A 19,607-nucleotide genomic window follows, 5' to 3' on the forward strand; every position below is an offset into this window, starting at 1 on the left:
CGGACGAGGGTAGCGGTGCCGCTGGCAGGCGGAACGCGGATCACCCGGAAGCGACGCCGGTCACTCCGGAGGACGCCTCGACGATCCGCTCGTACGCCTCCGGCGCGGTGGTGTGCGCCCCCAGCCGGACGCTCTTGTGGCTGCCGTGGAAGTCCGACGAGCCGGTGACCAGCAGGCCCAGGTCGGTGGCGAGCCGCCGGACGTGCGCCGCCTCGGCGGGCGTGTGGTCCTCGTGGTCGGCCTCCAGCCCGGCCAGCCCCACCCCGGCCAGCTCGGCGATCAGCGCGTCCGGGACGATCCGCCCCCGCCGGCTGGCCCGGGGGTGGGCGAACACCGGCACACCCCCGGCCGCGCGGACCAGGGCGACGGCCCGGAACACGTCGATGTCGTCCTTGGGCAGCCGGTACCGCTCCCCCAACCAGTCCCGGCCGAACGCCTCGGTGGTGGTGGCGACCAGGCCGGCCCGGATCAGCGCGGCGGCGATGTGCGGCCGGCCGACCGTCCCGCCGTCGGCGGCGGCCAGGATCTCCGGCCAGCTCACGTCGACCCCGTCGGCCCGCAGCAGCGCCACGATCCGTTCCCCGCGTACCTCCCGGGCCTGTCGCACCCGGGCCAGCTCGGCGACCAGCTCGGGGTGGTCCGGGTCGAACAGGTACGCCAGCAGGTGCAGCGGCAGCGCCGGTGCGGCGCCGTGCCAGCGGCAGGACAGTTCCGCGCCCCGGACCAGGCTGAGCCCGGGGGGCAACGCGTCGACCGCCGGCGCCCACCCGGCAGTGGTGTCGTGGTCGGTGATCGCCACGACGGCCAGTCCGGCGTCGGCGGCGGCCCGGACCAGCTCGGCCGGGCCGAGCGTGCCGTCGCTGGCGGTGGAGTGGGCGTGCAGGTCGATCAGCGGGCGCGCGGGCATAGCCCGACGCTACCGGGCCGTGCGGGGCGTGCGGATCACCCGGTGCCGGCCACCACCACCGGTCGGACGCCGTCGCCGACCCCGGCCACCGGGGTCGGGGTGGCCGGTTTCCCCGCCAGCACCTCGTCGGGGCGCAACCGGGCCAGGGCACCGTCGCGGTCCACGTACGCCGCGTGCCGGGTGTCCGTCCAGACCACCTCGCCGCCGATCACCGGGCCGGCGTTGCGCGGTGGCGGGGCGGTGCCGGTCAGCTCGGCCAGGTCGACCAGGATGGCGCCGTCCGATCCGGCGAGTCGACCGTTGACCAGCAACCAGCGTCCGTCGGGGGAGACCGCGCCCCGGCCGTCGGCGGCGGGGGTCGTGTCGCACCGGGTGACGGCCGGGGTCAGGTCGGTGTCGAGCAGGGCCAGGCAGTTCCGGCCGCCGACCCGCACCCCGGCGACCAACCGGCCGTCCGGCCGGGCCCCGTAGACCTTGAGAACGTTCGGCGCGACGACACCGGGCGGTGCCGCCGGGGTCCACCGCCACCACAGGTGACCGCCCTCGGCGGCGGCCCGCAGCAGGACCCGGTCGCCGACGACCCGGACCGGGACCGCGTCGACGGCTGGTCCGGCCACGGAAGCGATGAGCTGACCGGCCACGATCCCGGCGGCGAAGAGCCGGCCGTCGTCGCGCCAGACCACCTGCCGGCCGTCCGGCGACAGCACGATCTCCTCGGCCCCGGCGAGCAACGCCCGCGGTTCGCCGCCCGAGGGCACCACCCAGAGGGTACGGCCGGCAGCAGTGACCGCCCCGGTCAGCAGCCAGCCACCGTGGTCGGGCAGTCGTTGCGCGCGTTCGACCGGCCCGACACCCAGCTCGTACCGCTGGCCGGTGGCGGTGACCAGGACACCGGCCACGACCAGGTCGACCTCGCCCGGGGTCGGCCGGTCCGCCGGGTCGGGCGCGACCGGGCCGGCGGACAGGGTGACCACCCCACGCGGGTCGCCGAGCACCACGGTGGGGGTGGTGGGACGGTCCGCCTGCCCACCCAGCTGGGTCATCCCACCGGCCGCCAGGGCGGTCACGACGCTGGCCAGCGTGAGCCCGGCGACCGTGCGCCGGCGTCGCGCCCGCCGGGCCCGCCCGAGCGCCAGCCCGGCCGGGTCGACGGGCAGCCGGTGGGGCACGGCGACCCGCTGGGAGAGGGTCTCCCGCAGTGCCCGCTCCAGCTCTTCGTCGTGCGTCACCAGGAATGGACGCTCGGGCCCGTCGGTCTGGTTGCCGGGCCGGGACGGTGAGGGGCTCATCGGGTCTCCGCAGCGAGCGGTGTGGTCGGAATCGGCCGGACGCCCGCGCCCACCGGCCGGATCGCCGCCGGGCCACTCGCCCGTTCCCCGGGTACGACGCGCGCCGCACCGGCCCGCGCCGCACCCGCCCGCAGCGGGATTGCCCCGGCCGGGGCAGCCCCGCTGTGCTCCGGCGTGGGATCGCCCGACGTGCCCGGTGCGGGTGCCCGGGTGCTGCCGGAGGCGCGGCCGGACGATGGCGGGCGGCTGGCGGGAGCCGGACGGGTGGTCGTGGCCGGCTCGGGGGCGAGGTCGAGCAGCGCCTCCGCCCCGAGCCGGCGGCGCAGGGTGGCCAGGGCGCGGGACGTCTGGCTCTTCACTGTGCCGGGGGAGATCTCCAGCAGGGCCGCCGTCTGGGCCTCCGACAGGTCCTCGTAGTAGCGCAGCACCAGCACGGCGCGCTGCCGGGCGGGTAACGCCCGTAGGTGCCGCCAGAGCGCGTCCCGGTCGAGCTGCTGGGCGATCTCGTCCACGCCGGCCCGCTCGGGCAGCACCTCCGTGGGACGCTCACCGTGCCACCGTCGCCGCCACCAGCTGGTGGACGTGTTGACCAGCACCCGCCGGGCGTACGGCTCGACCGCCTCGATCCCGCCCAGCCGCCGCCAGGCCAGATACGTCTTGGTCAGCGCGGTCTGGAGCAGGTCCTCTGCGGTGGCCCAGTCCCCGGCGAGCAGGTAGGCGGTACGCAGCAGGGCGCTGGAGCGCGCCGCGACGAAGTCGCGGAACTCGTCCTCCAGGGGGTCCCGGTCGGCCACCGCTCACCTCCGCACGCCGTCCCGCCTGGCAGGCTGTCACACCGGACACCACCCGGTCGACGGCGAAAGGTGTGCAGTTCGCCCGACGGACGGACGACAGATCTCAGGCGCCGTCGTCGGCCTTGGCCTCGTCGGCCTCCTTGCCCAACCGGGCCTCGACCGCCTGCGGCTCGTACATCTCCTCGACCACCCGCAGGTAGAGCTCGTTCGGGTTGGGCAGGTTCTTGATCTCCCGCAGCGCCTGCTCCTGGCCGGCGGACTCCAGCACGAAGGTGCCGTAGTTGAGGGCCCGGCCGGTCGGGGTCTGCTCGTACTTCATGTCGGTGACCCGGGCCAGCGGCATCATGGCGACCTTGCGCGTGATGATGCCGTTGACCACCATGACCCGCTTGTTGGTCAGGATGAACCGGTCATACCACCAGTCGGCGACCTTCCAGGCGACCCAGCCCATCACCGCGAACCAGAGGAGCACCGCGATGGTGGTGAGGGCGCCGACGTCCTGCCCGGCGAGGAAGCCGGAGAGGTAGCCGAGCACGAAGGTGGCCGCCACGCCGACGATGATCGGGGTGGTGAGGTGGATCCAGTGCCGCTTCCACTCGCCCCGGTAGCGTTCGGTGGGGAAGAGGTAGCGGGCGACCAGCGAACTGGGCTCGTCCTCCAGCGGGAGCACCCGGCGGGGGGCCATGCCCTGGGCGTCGGACCGCAGGCCGGACAGCTCCTCCTCGGAGATGACCGGCTGCTGGTGGCCCGCCTCCGGATCACGGTTCCAGGAACGCCCCTCGCCGGCGTAGGCCGGGCCGTCGCCGTAACCGGCGTCGTCCGAGAAGGACGGTCCGTTGGAGAGTCCCGCACCGGACCCGTAGCCCGGCCCGTCGTCGGGCCGGTATCTCGGGATGGGCTCGGTGTCCCGCTCCCGGCGGTCCCGGCCGGGATCGTCCGGGTCGAACGGGGGTCCGGAGGGGCTGCCCATCGCTGGCTAGGCGACGAGGCTGGTGAAGAAGTCGCCGAAGCCCTGGGCAATGTCCACGATGCCACCGCCGAGAGACTTGAAGACATCCGCTGCCGAGTTTGGCCGGTAGGCAACGAAGAAGATCAAGAATGCGATACCGGCCCAGGTGAGGACCTTCTTGACCATAGCGGGCCATCCTCTCGCGCGGCGCCGGGTCCGTTTACCGCAGCGGCACCCAGAGTATCAGCATGATGTCGTAGCGTGAATATCTGCGTCCCATCTCCGACTCACCCGGAGGGCCGTCAGGCCCCTCCGTGCAGGTACGGGGACGGTGCGCCGTACACGAGCTCGGGCGGAGTCCACTCGGTGAGGTCGTGCAGGACGACATCTTCCGCGAGGAGGTGACCCGCGCTCGCCGGCCAGGCTATCGCATGAAGCCACATTCCCCGAGCCTCACCGGCGTACGCGCTTCGATCCGTGGCCGAATTGATGAGCCACAGTGGAGTCGGATGGCCACCGACCCTGATCCGCGCCGGCTCCACGTGCTCGGGATGACCAGGGCCGGGACCCGGCCCGGCCAGCACCTCCGTCAACTCTGGACCGGGGTCCGGGCCGGCCACCCCGGCGAACCGGGTGCCCAGTCCGACCCCGGGCTCCTCGGCCACCAGGACCAGCTCGGCCGGTCCACCTCCGAGCGGTGCCGGCCCGGCACACGCGACGGCGGTGGCGCGGACGCCACCGGCCTCGTCACCGGCCCAGGCCACCCCGGTCACCGTCCAGCCGGCCGGCAGCGGCCACGGGCACCACAGCGGCAGCGCGGGCCGCTCCGGGCCGCCCTCGGCGGCCACCCGGTCCACCACGCTCGCCACGATCCCGGCGTCGATGTGCTCGGGCACGTGCAGCGGGGCGACCGGCCCGCACCGGACGCAGCGCGACTCACCGTGCATCAGGTCCGGTGGGCGCACCTGACCCGCACACCTCGGACAACTCACCACGACACTCACATCCCCACCGTGGCCCCCCGGTGCCGGTCCGTCAAGCCGACCCCACCGGCGCGCCGCCACCTTTTCCGCCCCACCAGCCGCCCCGGCCTGCGGAGACACTGGCAGGTCTCCGCGCCTGAGGGCCGAGTTGTTTCAGGGGTCCAGGAGGCGGGGGTGGGTCACACCGGCGGGTCGGTGGCGTGGGCGCGGACCCAGGCGTGCATGGCGATGCCGCTGGCCACCCCGGCGTTGATCGACCGGGTCGAGCCGTACTGGGCGATCGAGAAGAGCTGGTCACAGGCGGCCCGGGCGGCGTCGGAGAGGCCGGGACCCTCCTGGCCGAAGAGCAGCACGCAGCGCCGGGGCAGGGTGGTGGTCTCCAGCGGCCGGGAGCCGGGCAGGTTGTCGATGCCGACCACCGGCAGGTCGTGCCCGGCGGCCCACCCGACGAACTCCCCGATCGTCGGGTGGTGCCGGACGTGCTGGTACCGGTCGGTCACCATCGCGCCCCGCCGGTTCCACCGCCGCAACCCGACGATGTGCACCTCGGCGGCGAGGAAGGCGTTGGCGTTGCGGACCACCGTGCCGATGTTGAAGTCGTGCTGCCAGTTCTCGATGGCCACGTGGAAGTCGTGCCGCCGCTCGTCCAGGTCGGCCACGACGGCCTCCCGCCGCCAGTAGCGGTAGCGGTCCACCACGTTGCGCCGGTCACCCGCGGCGAGCAGTTCCGGGTCGTAGCGCGGGTCGTCCGGCAGGTCGCCGACCCACGGCCCGACACCCACGTCAAGCTGGTCCTCGGTCACGATTCCCAGAGGGTACGGCCCACCGCCGACGCCGCCGCACGCCACCCCGGCCCACGCCGCACTCCGGTCAGCGCAGGTCCAGGGCCCCACCGAGACGGTCCAGGAACCGGCGGCCGGCCGGGTCCGGGGCAGCGCTCCGGCAGACCCGCACCGCGACCGACTCCACCCACTGCCGGTACGCGGCGGAGTCGGCCGGGTCGGCCCGTCGGCGCAGCACCCGCACGGCGGCCCGGCAGGCCGGTGGCAGGTCCGCCAGGTTGCCGAGCCCACCGGTCGGGGCGGCCGCGTTGTCGTGCCGGGCGTAGATCGCCGCGACCACGGCGCGGACCAGGTCACTGTCGGAGGCCCGGCCGGCGGCTACCGCGTCCAGTCCGACGAGTCCGGCCGCGACGTCCCGCGCCGGGCGACCGGGACCGGCGGAGGCGGCGGCTACCAGCACCCGACCGGGCAGGGTGGTGAGCAGGCCCCACTCGGCGGCGGAGTAAGCGGCGGTGGTCAACGGTGCGGCACGCCGCCCGGCAGAGGGCGGCTCTCCGGCGAGGGAGTGGCTCATCAGGACCTCCGCCGCCAGCATAGGCCGACCGGACGGGCGACAGGGCAGGGTCGCTCAGGTCGGGCCCGGACGCGCCACGCAGCAGGCGGTGGCAGTAACGGCCCCACCACATCTTGTCGCCTTCAGCGGGTGGCGACGGAGTGCGGCCCCGCATGCCTTACCGCTGGTTAAGGAGATGCCGGGGCATGGACGACGCGAAAATGTCGCATCCGGCTCCACCCGGGGGGAGACGCAATGAGCGGCGGGGCCCTCCCCGGCACCCGCCGCCCACGCTCTGATGTCGAAGATTCTGCCCCACCGAAGCGATGAACGGACAGAGACGGAGGTCACATTTATCTTTTCGTAACAATACTCAGAGTCACTAAGGATCATCGAGAGAGCGATCTCTGCGGGTGAAGTAGCACCTCGTCAGGACATAAATCGACGCGTGTCTGCTGGTCCGGGCGGCGATCTCCCTGGAAACGCTCCCATCACGGGCGGTCACGCAAATGCGTCATGCAAGTGCAGTCCGCACGCGCGCATCGACCGACCCGGTTCGATGAGCATGATCGCGCCCTCCCGCCCACGCCGGTTTCGGCGTCCGCCACCCGGGAATTTGCCGGGGTACCACCTGGTTCTACCGGACGAAAAAGCAATCCGCGCTGATCGGAGAGTCCAATGGCAACCGTTGAGCTGACCACGGCCAACTTCGACGAGGTGACCGAGAGCAGCGGCATCGTGCTGGTCGACTTCTGGGCCGAGTGGTGTGGTCCGTGTAAGCGGTTCGCCCCGGTCTACGAACGTTCGTCGGAGAAGCACCCGGAGATCACCTTTGGCAAGGTCGACACCGAGGCACAGCAGGAGTTGGGCGCCAAGTTCGACATCCGCTCCATCCCGACGATCATGGCGATCCGGGACGGCGTGATCGTCTTCGCCCAGCCGGGCGCGCTGCCCGAGTCGGCCCTGGAGAACCTGATCGAGCAGGTCCAGGCCCTCGACATGGACGACGTACGCAAGCAGCTGGCCAACCACCAGCACTGAGCACCGCGACGGTGGCCGGGCCCACGGGGCCCGGCCACCGTCGCGTCACTTGCGTTCCAGTCGCACACATGTTCGAATGAACGGCATGCGCTGGGATCACCTCTCCGCTCCCCCGGACGAGGAGCATCCCGACCGGGCAGCGCCAGCGACGCCACCCCTGCCGCTGGCGCTGCCCGGAGCGATCGTCCGCACCTTCGACACCCCCGACTTCGCCGGCATGACCTTCTACGAGGTGCAGGCCAAGTCGATCATCAACCGGGTGCCGGGTGAGTCCCGGGTGCCGTTCAGCTGGACGATCAACCCCTACCGGGGCTGCACCCACGCCTGTGTCTACTGCTTCGCGCGCAACTCCCACACCTATCTCGACCTCGACGCCGGGGCGGACTTCGATCGCAAGGTGATCGTCAAGGTCAACGCCGGGGAGTTGGTCCGCCGTGAGCTGGCCGCCCCACGCTGGCGTGGCGCGGCCATCGCCATGGGCACCAACGTCGACTGCTACCAACGGGCCGAGGGCCGTTACCGGCTGCTGCCGCCGGTCATCGAGGCGCTGCGCGACTTCGCCAACCCGTTCTCCATCCTCACCAAGGGCACCCTGATCCTGCGCGACCTGCCGCTGCTCCGACAGGCCGCCGAGGCCACCCGGGTCAGCCTCTCGTTCTCGGTGGGCTTCGTCGACGAGGCGCTGTGGCGGGCGGTGGAGTCCGGCACCCCGAGCCCGCGCCGCCGGCTCGACGCGGTGCGCCGGCTCACCGACGCCGGTTTCGAGGTGGGGGTGCTGATGGCGCCGATCCTGCCCGGCCTCAGCGACGACGACGGGTCGATCGACGCCACCGTCGCGGCGATCGCCGCCGCCGGCGCCACCGGCGTCACCCCGCTGGCCCTGCACCTGCGCCCCGGCGCCCGCCAGTGGTATGCGCACTGGCTCGGCCGGGAGTTCCCCCACCTGGTCCCCCGCTATCGCGAGCTGTACCGGTCCGGGGCCTACCCGCCGCAGGCGTACCAGCGGGAGCTGACCGCCCGGGTGCGGATCGCAGCCCGCCGGCACGGCCTGCACCGGGGCGAGCCCGGCGACACCCGAAGGCTGCCGGACCCGTCGCCCACGCCCGCCCCTGAACAGCTAGCTCTGCTCTGATCACGACCGGTGGGGCTGCCGCTGGCGAGCCGGCCTTACCCTGCGGGCATGCAGCAGATCATCGGCACGCCCGCCGGGTACGCCCGGCTCCACGCCGCGCCCGGCGGAGGGTCCTGACTCCGGAGCACCCGGGCGACCGGGCTGCGCCCCGCTCGGCGGCGGGTGCTGACCGGCAGGGCTAGGCTCGGCGGATGCGGACCGCACAGCAGCTCCTCGCCGACTCCGCCCTGATCGCCGTCGTGGGCGCGTCCCGCGACCCGGGCAAGGCCGCGCACCGGGTGCCGGCGCATATGCAGCGGTACGGCTGGCGGATCATCCCGGTCAACCCGACGGTGGACGAGTTGTTCGGTGAGCGGGCGTACGCCTCGCTGGCCGACATCCCGCACCCGGTGGACCTGGTGGACGTCTTCCGGCCAGCCCGGGACGCGGTGGAGGTGGTACGCCAGGCCGCGGCGATCGGTGCTCCGGCGGTCTGGCTCCAGCTCGGCATCGTCTCGGCCGAGGCGCGGCGGATCGCCGAGGAGGCCGGCATGGACTACGTCGAGGACCGTTGCCTGATCATCGAACGGGCTGCCGCCGGCCTCTCCCGACTCGCCTGAGGCCGGTGCCGATCCGGCACGGCCGGTCCACCCAACCTCGGTGAAAAGGTGCACCGCTACCGGTAGCGTCCGCAGGAGAAGGGGCCACTGACCTGCGGCGGAAGGCGGGCACCGTGAGTACGCCAGCGGAGGAACCGGAGCAGCCACCATCACCGTACGAGCCGCCCCGGCCCGACCCGTCGCCCTGGGCGCAGCCCGCCGAACCACCACCGTCGGGACACCCGGCCGAACCGCCACCATCCGGTGAGCCGGCCGAGCCGCCGCAGTGGGGACAGCCGCCACCGGGCGAGCCGCCGCGCTGGACACCGCCGGCCCCCGCCGCACAGCCCTGGGGGCAGCCGGCTCCGGGCAAACAGCAGTGGGAGCAGCAGCAGTGGGGGCAGCCGACGTACCCGCCCTCCGGGCAGTACGGGCCGCCGGCCGGCGACGGGACCAACGTGCTGGCGATCCTGTCCCTGGTCCTCGCCTTCGTCTTCGCCCCGGCCGGCATCGTCCTCGGCCATCTGGCGAAGCGGCAGATCCGACGCACCGGCGAGGCGGGCGACCAACTCGCCACCTGGGGACTGGTCCTCAGCTATGCCTTCACCGTGATCGGGGTGCTCGTCTGCTGCGGCTGGCTGGCCCTCGTCGTGTGGGCCGGCGCCAGCGGCAGCAGCGGCACCGACTACTGATCAGCGGAACTGCGCCTCGCGGACGCTGTTGCCGCCGTCCACCACCAGCATCTGCCCGGTGATGTACGACGCCGCCGGTGAGCAGAGGAAGCTGATCGCGGCGGCCACCTCGTCGGGGGTGCCGGGCCGGCCGACCGGGGTGCCCAGCCCCTGCTTGATCTCCGCCATCGTGGACGCCGCCGTGTAGATCGTCCCCGGTGCCACCGCGTTCACCGTCACCCCGTCGGCGATCATCTCCATCGCCAAGGCCCGGGTCAGCCCGACCACCCCGGCCTTGGCCGCCGCGTACGCCGCCTCGGTGGGCAGCGCCTTGACCGGGCCGGCGGTCGCCGACAGGTTGACGATCCGCCCCCAGCCCCGCTCGGCCATTCCGCCGATGAAGGCCCGGCTGCACAGGAACACGGTGGTCAGGTTCCGGTCGATCTCGCCGCGCCACTCGTCGTAGCTGAGCTGGGCCACCGGACGCAGCACCTCGGGGCTGGCCCGGCTGGCCAGGCCGGCGTTGTTGACCAGCACCTCGACGTCGCCGAGCTGCTCGGCGACCGCGTCGGCCAGCGCGCCGACCTCGGACTCGTCGGTCAGGTCGGCGACGAAGCCGGTCACGCCCAGCTCACCGGCCCGCTCGTGGATCCGCCGGGTGGTGGACACGATCGCCACCCGGGCGCCCAGGTCGGCCAGTCGGCGGGCGGTCGCGTACCCGATGCCGTCCGCGCTGCCCGCGCCGGTGACCAGTGCGACCCGGCCGTCCAACCGCATGGTGACCAGGTCGGCCACCGGCAGCGGCTCGTCCTGGCCGGCGTCGCTGCCACCGCTGACGGCGCGGGTACGCCGGGCCAGGCCGGGACGGCTCACGTCCCGCCTCGGTCGGCTGCCGGATCGGTCGGCCCCACGCGCGTCGATAGCCATGCCGCGATCCTGCCCGCTCGGCGCGACGTGGGCAACGAGCCACCACGGGCGGACCTCACCACTGTTGCCTCCTGGCTACCCTGACGGCGCACCTACATGCGACGGAGAAGATCAAATGACCTACCCCCCGCCCTCGGACGGCTGGCAGGACCCGGCATGGTCGGGCCACCAGCCCGATCAGACACTGCCGGCCAGCGGCCCACCGATTTCCGCCCAACCGATCGGCAAGGACCCGTACGCCCCGGCTGACCCGTACGCGGGTGCGCCGCTCATCCCCGGTCAGGCCGGCCCGGTCGACCCGTACGCCGCCGCAGCCGCCTACCCGCAACAGTCCGGTTACCCGCAGGTCGCAGGGTTTCCCGGCTACGGCGGTTACCAGCCCCCGCCACCACAGAACGGTCTCGCCATCGCCTCGATGATCGTCTCGATCATCGGCGCGATCGGCCTGTGCGGTTACGGGCTCGGCGGTTATGTCGGCGTCATCGGCGCGATCCTCGGCCACGTGGCCCGCAAGCAGATCAGGGAGCGGGGAGAGGGCGGTGCCGGCTTCGCCACCGCCGGCATCGTCGTCGGCTGGATCTCCACCGTCATCGCGGTGCTGGCCACCATCGCCCTGGTGGTCTTCTTCGTCTGGCTGGCCAACCAGGAGTCGTCGACCGGCTACGGCACCACGTACTGAGCGGTGGGGCCGCCCCGGGTTCCCGGGGCGGCCCCACCGGTCACTGCTGCGGCGGAGTGACGTGCGAGGTGCGGGTCATCCCGGCGGCCCGCCCCCGGCCGGGACCGCCAGGACGCGTCGGTGTCGCGGATCTGGAGGAACGGCCCGTCGATGGCCCGCACGGCGCTGGACATGACGGGAACTCGACGGCCCCCGGGGCTTGGTGACGCCACGGTAACCTCGTGCCGTGACCGGGGAGAGCGGACCTGTGGAAGATCTCACTGGGCGGCGGACCGTCGTGGTGACCGGAGCCAGCTCCGGCATCGGGCTGGCCGCCGCCGTGGCGCTGGCCCGGCGGGGCGACCGGGTGGCGCTGGTCGGCCGGGACCCGGCCCGGCTCCAGGCCGCCGGTGACCGGGTACGCGAGGCGTCCGGCGAGCGCCCCGAACTGTTCCGCGCCGACTTCGCCGTGTTGGACGACGTACGCGGGCTCGCCGAGCGGCTGCGGGCGGCGTACGACCGGATCGACGTGCTGGCGAACAACGCCGGCGCGATCGTGTTGGAGCCGCTCAGCACGGTCGACGGGTTCGAGCTGTCGATCCAGGCCAACCACCTGGCCCCGTTCCTGCTGAGCAACCTGCTGATCGACCGGGTCGGCCGGCTGGTGGTGACCGCCTCCGGCGCGCACCGCAGCGGGGTCCTCGACCCGGACGACCTCAACGCCGCGCTGCGCCGTTACCGGCCGATGCGCGCGTACGGCACCAGCAAGCAGGCGAACATCCTGTTCGCCGCCGAGGCGGCCCGGCGCTGGCCCGACGTGCCGGCGTACTCGTTCCATCCGGGGGTGGTGCGGACCCGGTTCGGCGCGGACAGCCGACTGCTCGCCCTCGGCATGCGGGTACTGCCGTTCCGCAGCCCGGAGAAGGGTGCGGAGACCCTGGTCTGGCTCGCCAACCAGCCCGCCTCCCGGCTGGTCGACGGCGGCTACTACGCCGACCGGCGACTGCGCCGGCCCTGGCCGAGAGCGGCCGACCCGGCCCTGGCCGCCCGCCTCTGGACCGCCAGCGCCACCGCCGTCGGCCTGGCCGACTGACCCGGCCGCACCGTCCCACCGAACACCATCGGCACCACTGCGGGAGCTGCGAACGCTCTCGCCTCGGCCTCCTCCAAGGGCAGGTAAGCCCTGCCGTCCCGAGCGTCCACTCGTCGCCTGGATCGCACTCGTCAGCAGCCTCAGGGTGACCGCCGAGCGGAGGCACCCTGCTTTGTGGAAAGTTGTTGTCGCCGTAGCGACAACAACTTTCCACAGTCATGACGCTCTGCCGGGGTCGCCCTCACTCGGGGACGTGGATCGGGATGCTGGTCACCACCACACCGGGGAGCGCCCGCAACGCCCGCCGCAGCCGCTGCTCGGTGCGGCTGTGCAGCAGGCGGTGCCAGGGCCGGCGCAGCACCACCGCCGGCACCACCACGGTCAGCACCAGCTCCGGCGCGGCCGCGTGCAACGCCGCCAGGTAGTGCGCCAACGGCCCGATCACCGCCCGGTACGGCGAGACGATCGTCTCCAGCCGGACGTGGTCCCCCCAGGCCCGCCACTGCTCCCGGAACCGGTCCGCCTCGGCGTCCTCCGGGGCGAGGTGCACCGCCAACGTCGGCCGGCCCAGCGACACCGCGTACGCCAGGGCACGCATCGAGGCCCGGTTGAGGCGTACCACCGGGACCACCACCAGGTGCCGCAGCTCCTGCGGTAGTTCCTCGCCCTCGACCGACCCGGGGCCGTGCTCCGGCACGGCGGCTGGCGGGCCCGGTCCGCCCGCCACCGACGGCGGCCGCGCCCCGGGCCCCCCACCGGTGGGCGGGGGTTGCAGGGCCAGGGCGGCGTGCAGGTTGCGGTAGTGCCGGTGTATCCGGTGGAAGAGCAGCACCAGCAGCGGTACGGCGACCACCACCACCCACGCGCCCTCGGTGAACTTCGCCACCGCCGCGGTCAGCAGCACCAGGCCGGACAGGACCGCGCCCACCCCGTTGACCAGCGCCCGACGCCGCCAGCCGGCGTCCCGGTGCCGCCGCCAGTGCACCACCATGCCGCTCTGCGAGAGGGTGAAGGCGAGGAACACCCCTACCGCGTACAGCGGGATCAGCCCCTCGGTGTGCCCGCCGAACGCGACGAACACCATGATCGCCGTCCCGGACAGCGCCACCAGGCCGTTGCCGAACGCCAGCCGGTCGCCCAGGTGCAGGAAGCGGCGCGGCGCGTGACCGGCGCGGGCCATGAAGAACAGCAGCCGGGGAAAGTCGTTGAACGCGGTGTTCGCCGCCAGCAGCAGGATCAGCGCGGTGGTCGCCTGGACCACGGCGTACCAGGGGCCGGTCGGGAAGGTGACCCGGGCGAGCTGGGACAGCAGCGTCTCACCGGGGCGGGGCACCAGGCCGGCCAGGTGGATCAGCAGGGTCAGCCCGGCGAAGAGGACCACGAGCATCGCCACCATCCAGGCCAGCGTGGTCCGCGCGTTGCGCCACTCCGTCGGGCGGAACGCCGGGACCGCGTTGGAGACCGCCTCGATGCCGGTCATCGACACCGCCCCGGAGGCGAACGCCCGCAGCACCAGCAGCAGGCCCAGGCCCTCCGCCGCCGGCACGACCGGCGGGGCCACCGGTGTGAACCCCCGGCCCGCCGCCCGCAGGTAGCCCACCACCAGCAGCCCCAGCACGGCGACCACGAAGGCGTACGTCGGGAGGACGAAGATGTTGCCGGCGGCGCGTACCCCGCGCAGGTTGCCGGCGAGCAGCAGCAGGATCACCAGCACCCCGAGCGGTACCGCGAACGGCGTCAGCCCCGGCAGCGCCGAGGTGATCGCGTGCAGGCCGGCGGCGATCGACACCGACACGGTCAGCACGTAGTCCAGCATCAGCCCGGCGGCGGCGGTCAGCCCCGCGCCCACACCCAGGTTGTCCCCCGCCACCAGGTAGGACCCGGCCCCGTGCGGGTACGCCGGAATGGTCTGCCGGTACGAGATCCCGACGGCGACCATCAGCAGCACCAGCCCGGCCGACAGGGGCAGGGCCAGGCCCAGCGCCCCGCTGCCGGCGAGCACCAGCACGGTGAGCAACGCCTCCGGCCCGTACGCCACCGAGCTGAGCAGGTCGGAGGAGAGCACCGGCAGGGCCACCAGTTTGCGCATCCGCTCGTGCAGCACCGCCGCGCTGGTCAGCGGCGGACCGAGGACCGCCCGGCGGACCCGGCCCAGCCGCCGGCCGAGGCGGGAGTCGGGGCGGTTCGCCGGTTCGGCGGCGACCAACCCGTCCCGCCTGCCCCGGTCCCCCGGCTCCGGCCGGAACAGGGCGATCGGGGCCAGCCGACTGAACCGGCCCGGGGCGGGGCGGCTGCGGTAGCGGTCCAGGGTCGGGTCGACCGGCAGGGCGGGCGGGACCCCGGTCCGCCACTGCGCGCCGACCCGCCGTAGGGCGTCCACCTCGGCCGGGTCGAGCGGCGGGAACTCGGCCGACGGGGTGACCACGGTGCCGCTGCGGTCGTCGTCGTCCGCGCTCCGCCCCGCCATCGGCCCCACCTCCCCCCGCACTCTCACGCGCGGACGGGACCCGTGCCCGCTGTTCCGGCGGAATCGCGACGAACGGGCCGCCCGCAGGCAGTCGGGTGAGGCCGCCCGGCCGGCGACCGGTCAGGGTGCCGGTGGGGCGACGTCGGCGGGGAGCGCGGCCGGGGTGGCGCGACGGCCGGGGCGGGCCCCGCCGAGCACCACCACGGCCACCCCGGCGAGCAGCAGCGCCAACCCGGGCAGGGCGAGCGGGCGCGGCAGCTGCCCCAGCCAGGCCCAGGCGATCAGCGCCGCACCGGGCGCCTCCAGCAGGATCAGCACACTGATCGTGGTCGCCGACACCTGGCGCAGCGCGTGGTTGAACATCGAGTGGCCGAGCAGTTGGGCACCCACCACCAGCCCGATGATCGCCAGCCAGGTGCTGGTCCCGTAGCCGTGCAGCCGTACCCCGCCGACCAGGCAGACGACCAGCAGGATCACCGCGCACACCCCGTAGCAGATGGTGGTGTAGGTGGCGGTGCTGATGGTGGCGCGGGCCCGCTCGCCGAATGCGGTGTAGACGGCGGCGAACATCCCGCCGACCACCGCGAGCAGGTCACCGGCGAAGGCCCGGCCGGAGACCCCGACGTCCGCGCCGGTGGCGAGCACCGCGCCGAGCACCGCCAGCCCGATGCCGCCCCAGACGGCGTACGGCAGCCGCCGGCCCTGCCAGCGGGCGATCAGCCCCTGCCAGACCGGCTGGGTGGCACCCAGCGCGGTGGCCGCCGCGACCGAGGTGAGCTGGGCGCTGGGCATCCAGGTGGCGAAGTGCGCGGCCAACGCCACCCCGGACAGCACGCAGTACCAGCCCTCCCGGCGGCCCGCCCCCACGGTCAGGGCGCGGAGTTCAGCCCGGCGGCGGACCAGCGTGAACGGGGCGAGCACGGCGGCCGAGAGCAGGTTCCGCCACAACGCGACGGCCAGCGCCGGGGCCGCCGCAAAGGCGATCAGCGGGGCCGACGACGAGACCGAGGCGACGGCGAGCGCGAGGACACCGACGGTCAGCGGATCGACGGGCGGGCGCGGCTGCGGCGCGACGGAGGACACGGGGCGTAATCCTCACACGGGCGACCTCGCCGCAGCCGACGGCGGGCGGTGCCACCGCGAGATCGGTGCAACGGACGCCGGGCGGCAGGTCAGCAGCGGCGCGCGGTGGGCCAGCGGAGCCGGCCGATGGGTCAGCAGACGCCGGGCGGCGGGTCAGCAGACGCCGGGCGGCGGAGTAGCGGACGCCGGGCGGTGGGGTCAGCGGCGACGGACCCGGTGCAGGCGGAAGGGTTTGCGGGTGGCCCGGACCACGGCCGCACCGCGTGGCTCGGCAGCGAGGGAGGCGTCCGGCAGGGCCTCCCCGGCATCCGGCGGGCCGTCCGGGGCGAGACGGGTCAGCGCGCAGTCGTCGGCGGCCCAGCGGGCCACCAGGTCGGCGGTCGGGCCGGAGGCGTTCAGCCGCTTCGCCGCCACCAGCGGGGCCGACGTCTCCCACTGCGGGGTGCCCGGGATCAGCCGGGTCACCCGGGCCGGCCAGGTCACGATGCGTCCGCCGTGGTCGCCGCGCAGGGTCACCCGGGCGGCGTCGGCGTCGGCCAGGCCCGGCGCGGTCTGCTCCCCCGGGCCGCTGACCACGAACAACGACCCCTCCAGGGGTACGCACCACAGCGCGGTCGCCGGCCCGCCGCCGACGCTCACCCAGGCCACGGCGGCCTTCTTCATCGCCTCGTCGACAAGTGGCGTCGACCGGGAAGCGTCCACCTCGTCCGTCACACCCGCATCCTCTCGCAGCAGCCGGGCGTCCGCGTTCAGCCCACGAACGGTGGGACCAGGATCTCGCCCCGGGCCACCGACATCACCTGGCCGGCCACGGTCGTGCCGACCACCACCCCGTCCTCGGCGGTCACCGTGCAGGTCAACGCGGACGGACGGCGGATCTCCACGCCCTGCCGGACGGCGTACTCGGAGCGGCCGTCGCCGGGGAGGAGACCGCTGGCGACCAGCCACACCCCCAGGCCCAGGGCGGCCGAGCCGGTGGCCGGGTCCTCCGGCACGCCGAGTCCGGGCACGAAGACCCGGGCGTGCGCGGTTTGCGCGTCGGCGTCCCAGGAGAAGACGCTGACGTGTTCCACTCCGTACCGCTGGGCCGCCGCCGCATTGACCCGGGCACGGGCCACCGCGTCCGGGTGCACCGGCAGGTAGGGGAACTCCAGCCCACAGCCGGCCACCCGGGGCGGCGGGCCGGCGTGGTCGGCGGCGGTGAGCCCGGCCATCTCCAGCAGCGGCTCCGGGTCGAGTTCCGGCCCGAGGGTGGGGGTGCCGCCGGTCAGGGTCGCACCGGTCGCGGTCACCTCGATCGGAAGCACCCCGGCGTGGCACTCCTGACTGACCGACCCGGTGCCGAACAGCCCGCGTCGGCTGGCGGTGACCGCCGCGCCCACGCTGGGATGACCGGCGAAGGGCAACTCCCCGGTCGGGGTGAAGATCCGGGCCCGGTAGGTGGCGCCCACCTGGGTCGGCGGCAGCACGAACACCGTCTCCGACAGGTTGAACTCCATCGCCAGCACCTGCATCTGCTCGGTGGCCAGCGCTTCGGCGCCGAACACCACGGCCAGGGGGTTGCCCGCGAACGGGCGGTCGGTGAAGACGTCCACGATCTCGTAGGCCAGGGTCGACATGGTGATAAACACTAGGCGCTTAGGCTGGGGGCCGTGAGCACGCCGAACCGGGTCTACATCGCTCGACTCGCCGGAGTCGCCGTCTTCGACCCGAACGGCGACCAGGTGGGGCGGGTCCGCGACGCCGTGGCCCGGATCCGGCCGACCCAGCGTCCGCCCGAGGTGGTGGGGCTGGTGGCCGAGATGCCGATGCGCCGTCGGATCTTCCTGTCCATCAACCGGATCACCTCCATCGACGCCGACGCGGTCGTCCTCGGCAGCGGCACCCTCAACCTGCGCCGCTTCTCCAAGCGCCCGAACGAGCTGCTCGTCCTCCAGGAACTGCTGGACCGGCGGGTGCAGCTCGACCCGGGCGGTCAGCCCGGCGCGGTGGTGGACGTGGCGATGGAGTGCAGCCGGGGCGGCGAGTGGGCGTTGTCCCGGGTCGCCGTCCGCGAACAGACCAGCCGGTTGACCCGCCGTGGTCACCTGCACCAGGTCGACTGGGACCGGGTACGCGGCCTGAGCGGCATCGCCGACAACCGGGGCACCGCCAACCTGCTCGCCGTGCTGGAGGACATGCGCCCCGCCGATCTGGCCAACGCGCTCCAGGACCTGCCCGACGCCCGACGCAACGAGGTCGCGGCGGCCCTGGACGACGAACGCCTCGCCGACGTGCTCGGCGAACTGCCCGAACGCGACCAGGTGGAGATCCTCGCCGCGCTGGACCGGGAACGGGCCGCCGACGTGCTGGAGGAGATGGACCCGGACGACGCCGCCGACCTGCTCAACGAGCTGCCCCCGCCCGAGCAGGACGTACTGCTGGACCTGATGGAACCGGACGAGGCCGACCCGGTCCGCCAACTGCTGAAGTACACCTCCGGCACGGCCGGCAGCGTGATGACCTCCGAACCGGTGATCCTGCCGCCGGACGCCACCGTCGCCGAGGCGCTGGCCCGGATCAGGGAGGAGCAGCTCTCCCCGGCGATCGCCGCGCAGGTCTTCGTGACCCGCGCCCCGATGACCACCCCTACCGGCCGTTACCTGGGCATCGTGCACTTCCAGCGGCTGCTGCGGGAGCCCCCGGCCGACCTGCTCGGCGGGGTGGTGGTCAACGACATCGACCCGCTGCGGCCGACCACCCCGTTGCCGGAGATAACCCGCCGGATGGCCACCTACGACCTGGTGGCGATGCCGGTGGTCGACCGGAACAACCGACTGGTCGGCGCGGTCACCGTCGACGACGTGCTGGACCACTCGCTGCCCCGGGACTGGCGGGACCGGGACGCCGCGGCCACCCCGTCCGCCGACGACGGGTCGGAGCCCTCCACCGCTGCGGCCGGGCCGGCGGGCGGTGGCACCGATGGCTGACCAGCGACGGGCCGAACGGCTGGACCAGCCGCGCGAACCCCGGGGCGTCAAGCTGCCCCGGTTCGACGCGGAGGCGTTCGGGCGCTGGTCCGAGGGGATCGCCCGGGGGATGGGTACGGCGAACTTCATCGTCTACATGACGGTGGTGATCGCGCTGTGGTTCGGCTGGAACACCCTGGCACCGGCGGATCTGCGCTTCGACCCGTACACCTTCACGTTCCTGACCCTGGTGTTGTCGTTGCAGGCGTCGTACGCGGCCCCGCTGATCCTGCTCGCGCAGAACCGGCAGACGGACCGGGACCGGGTGGCCCTGGAGGAGGACCGCCGCCGGGCGACCATGCAGAAGGCGGACACCGAGTACCTGGCCCGGGAGGTCGCCGCGCTGCGGATCGCCCTGGGTGAGGTGGCCACCCGGGACTTCCTCCGCTCGGAACTGGTCCGGCTGGCCGAGGAGCTGGACGCGGCGGCACAGCGCCGGCAGAAACGGGAACTCCGGCAGTCGGAGCGCGCGGTCGGGCGGTCCGGGGGCGGCGAGGGGCGGTCCGGGGGCGGCGAGCCGCCGCTCGACGAGCCCCGGGACGACCTGGACGGCGACTACGTGCGGGACGGCCGCCGCCCGGAGAGCTGACCCGGCAGGGTCTCGTACCTGATCGTCCGGCTTTGTCCGGCGGACCGGGACGGGCCCGACCGGCCGATCGATTCGCTCACACCCGCCCCCGCTGCTGGCGGGG

At 73.8% G+C, this 19,607-nt stretch carries 22 protein-coding genes; 8 read left to right on the forward strand and 14 right to left on the reverse strand.

Annotated elements, in window-relative coordinates:
- Window positions 1-40: 40 nt before the first annotated feature.
- From GA0070216_RS32120 to GA0070216_RS32150, 8 genes are all read right to left on the reverse strand, one after another.
- On the reverse strand, window positions 41-907 hold the full coding sequence (locus tag GA0070216_RS32120; RefSeq protein ID WP_091254184.1) for a PHP domain-containing protein: 867 nt from the start codon (window positions 905-907) through the stop codon (window positions 41-43).
- 35 nt (window positions 908-942) lie between these two features.
- Window positions 943-2,196, reverse strand: coding sequence for a WD40 repeat domain-containing protein (locus GA0070216_RS32125; protein WP_091254187.1), 1,254 nt, complete (start codon window positions 2,194-2,196; stop codon window positions 943-945).
- Window positions 2,193-2,990, reverse strand: a complete 798-nt coding sequence (locus GA0070216_RS35945) for a SigE family RNA polymerase sigma factor (RefSeq protein ID WP_245722878.1) — start codon at window positions 2,988-2,990, stop codon at window positions 2,193-2,195. The genes GA0070216_RS32125 and GA0070216_RS35945 overlap by 4 nt, the downstream gene beginning before the upstream one ends.
- Window positions 2,991-3,093: 103 nt before the next feature.
- Window positions 3,094-3,960: a PH domain-containing protein gene (locus GA0070216_RS32135; protein ID WP_091254189.1), complete on the reverse strand. Its 867-nt coding sequence runs from the start codon at window positions 3,958-3,960 to the stop codon at window positions 3,094-3,096.
- Between the two features lie 6 nt (window positions 3,961-3,966).
- On the reverse strand, window positions 3,967-4,125 hold the full coding sequence (locus tag GA0070216_RS34900) for a hypothetical protein (protein WP_165942702.1): 159 nt from the start codon (window positions 4,123-4,125) through the stop codon (window positions 3,967-3,969).
- 116 nt (window positions 4,126-4,241) lie between these two features.
- A complete protein-coding gene (locus GA0070216_RS32140) occupies window positions 4,242-5,003 on the reverse strand; it encodes a DUF6758 family protein (RefSeq protein ID WP_342670818.1) in 762 nt (253 codons plus the stop codon).
- A gap of 98 nt (window positions 5,004-5,101) precedes the next feature.
- A complete protein-coding gene (locus tag GA0070216_RS32145; RefSeq protein WP_091254192.1) occupies window positions 5,102-5,725 on the reverse strand; it encodes a TrmH family RNA methyltransferase in 624 nt (207 codons plus the stop codon).
- Between the two features lie 67 nt (window positions 5,726-5,792).
- Entirely contained in the window at window positions 5,793-6,278 is a 486-nt protein-coding gene (locus tag GA0070216_RS32150; protein ID WP_091254282.1) for a hypothetical protein, read from the reverse strand.
- A gap of 657 nt (window positions 6,279-6,935) precedes the next feature.
- Between GA0070216_RS32150 and trxA the strand changes: the two genes are divergently transcribed.
- From trxA to GA0070216_RS32170, 4 genes are all read left to right on the forward strand, one after another.
- A complete protein-coding gene (gene trxA, locus GA0070216_RS32155; RefSeq protein WP_091254194.1) occupies window positions 6,936-7,298 on the forward strand; it encodes a thioredoxin in 363 nt (120 codons plus the stop codon).
- Between the two features lie 85 nt (window positions 7,299-7,383).
- Window positions 7,384-8,430: an Rv2578c family radical SAM protein gene (locus GA0070216_RS32160; protein WP_091254284.1), complete on the forward strand. Its 1,047-nt coding sequence runs from the start codon at window positions 7,384-7,386 to the stop codon at window positions 8,428-8,430.
- Between the two features lie 191 nt (window positions 8,431-8,621).
- The gene (locus tag GA0070216_RS32165; RefSeq protein WP_091254198.1) at window positions 8,622-9,029 is read left to right on the forward strand and encodes a CoA-binding protein; all 408 of its coding nucleotides are present in this window, start codon (window positions 8,622-8,624) and stop codon (window positions 9,027-9,029) included.
- A 113-nt stretch (window positions 9,030-9,142) separates the two neighbouring features.
- Entirely contained in the window at window positions 9,143-9,700 is a 558-nt protein-coding gene (locus tag GA0070216_RS32170) for a DUF4190 domain-containing protein (RefSeq protein WP_091254201.1), read from the forward strand.
- Here GA0070216_RS32170 and GA0070216_RS32175 read toward each other — a convergent pair whose 3' ends face one another.
- Complete coding sequence (locus GA0070216_RS32175) at window positions 9,701-10,537, reverse strand: SDR family NAD(P)-dependent oxidoreductase (RefSeq protein ID WP_176739256.1); 837 nt, start codon at window positions 10,535-10,537, stop codon at window positions 9,701-9,703.
- 184 nt (window positions 10,538-10,721) lie between these two features.
- On the opposite strand from GA0070216_RS32175, the gene GA0070216_RS32180 reads away from it, so the two are divergent.
- Window positions 10,722-11,285, forward strand: coding sequence for a DUF4190 domain-containing protein (locus GA0070216_RS32180; RefSeq protein WP_091254206.1), 564 nt, complete (start codon window positions 10,722-10,724; stop codon window positions 11,283-11,285).
- On the opposite strand, the gene GA0070216_RS32185 is transcribed toward GA0070216_RS32180, so the two are convergent.
- Entirely contained in the window at window positions 11,267-11,458 is a 192-nt protein-coding gene (locus GA0070216_RS32185) for a hypothetical protein (RefSeq protein ID WP_091254209.1), read from the reverse strand. The genes GA0070216_RS32180 and GA0070216_RS32185 overlap by 19 nt on opposite strands.
- Before the next feature lie 74 nt (window positions 11,459-11,532).
- Between GA0070216_RS32185 and GA0070216_RS32190 the strand changes: the two genes are divergently transcribed.
- Window positions 11,533-12,357: an SDR family NAD(P)-dependent oxidoreductase gene (locus GA0070216_RS32190; RefSeq protein ID WP_091254213.1), complete on the forward strand. Its 825-nt coding sequence runs from the start codon at window positions 11,533-11,535 to the stop codon at window positions 12,355-12,357.
- 241 nt (window positions 12,358-12,598) lie between these two features.
- Here GA0070216_RS32190 and GA0070216_RS32195 read toward each other — a convergent pair whose 3' ends face one another.
- The 4 genes from GA0070216_RS32195 to GA0070216_RS32210 all read right to left on the reverse strand — a co-directional run bounded on the left by GA0070216_RS32195 (window position 12,599) and on the right by GA0070216_RS32210 (window position 17,526).
- A complete protein-coding gene (locus GA0070216_RS32195; RefSeq protein WP_091254215.1) occupies window positions 12,599-14,824 on the reverse strand; it encodes an APC family permease in 2,226 nt (741 codons plus the stop codon).
- Between the two features lie 120 nt (window positions 14,825-14,944).
- On the reverse strand, window positions 14,945-15,907 hold the full coding sequence (locus tag GA0070216_RS32200; RefSeq protein ID WP_091254219.1) for a DMT family transporter: 963 nt from the start codon (window positions 15,905-15,907) through the stop codon (window positions 14,945-14,947).
- Window positions 15,908-16,105: 198 nt separating this feature from the next.
- A complete protein-coding gene (locus tag GA0070216_RS32205; protein ID WP_425413214.1) occupies window positions 16,106-16,570 on the reverse strand; it encodes a hypothetical protein in 465 nt (154 codons plus the stop codon).
- A gap of 86 nt (window positions 16,571-16,656) precedes the next feature.
- On the reverse strand, window positions 16,657-17,526 hold the full coding sequence (locus GA0070216_RS32210; RefSeq protein ID WP_091254224.1) for a PhzF family phenazine biosynthesis protein: 870 nt from the start codon (window positions 17,524-17,526) through the stop codon (window positions 16,657-16,659).
- Window positions 17,527-17,559: 33 nt separating this feature from the next.
- Here GA0070216_RS32210 and GA0070216_RS32215 point away from each other — a divergent pair, with 33 nt between their 5' ends.
- Window positions 17,560-18,876 carry a magnesium transporter MgtE N-terminal domain-containing protein gene (locus tag GA0070216_RS32215; protein WP_091254228.1) on the forward strand — a complete coding sequence of 439 codons (1,317 nt, stop codon included), beginning with the start codon at window positions 17,560-17,562 and terminating at the stop codon, window positions 18,874-18,876.
- The gene (locus GA0070216_RS32220; RefSeq protein ID WP_091254230.1) at window positions 18,869-19,504 is read left to right on the forward strand and encodes a DUF1003 domain-containing protein; all 636 of its coding nucleotides are present in this window, start codon (window positions 18,869-18,871) and stop codon (window positions 19,502-19,504) included. Before GA0070216_RS32215 ends, GA0070216_RS32220 begins: the two co-directional genes overlap by 8 nt.
- The last annotated feature ends 103 nt before the right edge of the window (window positions 19,505-19,607 follow it).

This window comes from Micromonospora matsumotoense (assembly GCF_900091525.1).
In the GTDB taxonomy this organism is placed as follows: Bacteria; Actinomycetota; Actinomycetes; order Mycobacteriales; family Micromonosporaceae; genus Micromonospora; species Micromonospora matsumotoensis.